This is a genomic window from Kitasatospora sp. NPDC091257 (genome assembly GCF_044757675.1).
In the GTDB taxonomy this organism is placed as follows: Bacteria; Actinomycetota; Actinomycetes; order Streptomycetales; family Streptomycetaceae; genus Kitasatospora; species Kitasatospora lactacystinica.
The window spans coordinates 1-1,259 of sequence record NZ_JBIVVI010000051.1 but is presented as its reverse complement, the minus strand read 5'-3'; the positions used below and the strand labels follow the sequence as shown (position 1 = coordinate 1,259).

At 71.5% G+C, this 1,259-nt stretch carries 2 protein-coding genes; both read right to left on the bottom strand.

Annotated elements, in window-relative coordinates; genetic code table 11:
• A partial coding sequence (locus ACIQOV_RS04230) for a hypothetical protein (protein ID WP_401044700.1) occupies window positions 1-556 on the bottom strand: 556 nt, incomplete at its 3' end.
• A partial coding sequence (locus tag ACIQOV_RS04225) for a sensor domain-containing protein (RefSeq protein ID WP_401044699.1) occupies window positions 553-1,259 on the bottom strand: 707 nt, incomplete at its 5' end. The genes ACIQOV_RS04225 and ACIQOV_RS04230, both read right to left, overlap by 4 nt.

Below are 1,259 nucleotides of genomic sequence, written 5' to 3'. Positions count from 1 at the left end.
CTTCGCCCTGGATCTTGTCCTCCACGGCGTTCTCCTGGTTTTTCTTGGCCTCCAGTTGGCGCGCGTCCGCGTCGTAGGCGGCGGCCGCGTCCGCCTCCGCGGGCATCTGGAACGTGTGCTGCTTGGCGTTGTGGGCGGCGATCTCGTCGTCCACCGCCTTCGCGCGCCCGTTGTGGCCGCTGATCTCCTGGTTCACCGCGGCGACCCTGGCGTTGAGCGCCGCCTTGCTGTCGCGAATGGCGGCGGACTCCTTCGTGATCCGCTCTGCCTCGGCGACCACGTCCTTCCCCTGCTGCGCCAGCTCCGCGGCCTGCCGGTTCGCGTCCTCGATCTCCACCAGCAGGGTCGCCAGGGCGGCTTCGAAACCCCGGGGCGCCACCAGCGGAACGGGGGCGAGCGTGCCCGCCTGTGCCGTCACCGCCACGGCATCGGATGCCGCGATCGTCTGCACTCCCGCGGCGACGATCGGTGCCAGGAGCGCCATCAGCAGGAGGTGCAGGATCCGGGGCAGCGTCCGACGGCGGCGCGCGGCTGTCGTGCGCGAGGGCGCGGTCATCCGGTCACCTTGCCGGTGAGCTCGTCGGCGACCGTGAAGACGGTTGGCCCGCCGTCACCGGCCTGGCAGACGGAGGCCTGTATCAGGCTCGTGTCCTTCACCCGGGCCTGGTGGTAGCAGGCCCAGTTCGCGGTGTCGCCCTGCGTCGCGGTCCACGCCACCGCGTCCTCGGTGGCGGGGTGCGCCGTGTAAGTCCACTTCGACGTGCGTCCGGCCTGGTCGGTGAGTGTCGAGGACGGGCACTTGGTGAGGCCGTCGCTGAGCGTGCGAAAGGCCGCGGTCGCCTTCTCGCTGTCCGGGAACACGCCGATCACCTGGCTGACGGTGTAGCTGCCCGAGCCTGTGACGTCCTGGTAGGTCGCCGACAGGAACGCCTTCCACGTTTGCCCGTAGACCGACTGTGTCGTCGGTCCGGCGGCGACAGCGCATTCCGACGGAGCCACGGCGAGCGGGGCGTGCGGCCGGTTCGACTGGGGCCCGGCCACCACCGTCGTTCCGGCCAGTTTGCTGACGCTGTCGGCGCTGAGCAGGTTCGCCTGGACGGTCCCCTCGGCGATGTGCGGGGGGAGGCCCGTCGGCGGTTGCGGCCAGAACCACCACCCGGTGCCGGCCAGCAGGAGACAGGGCACGACTGCGGCCACCAGCAGCCGCCAGTGGCGCAGCACCCCGACTCCGCGGCGCGATGACCGCGCCACAGGTGGCG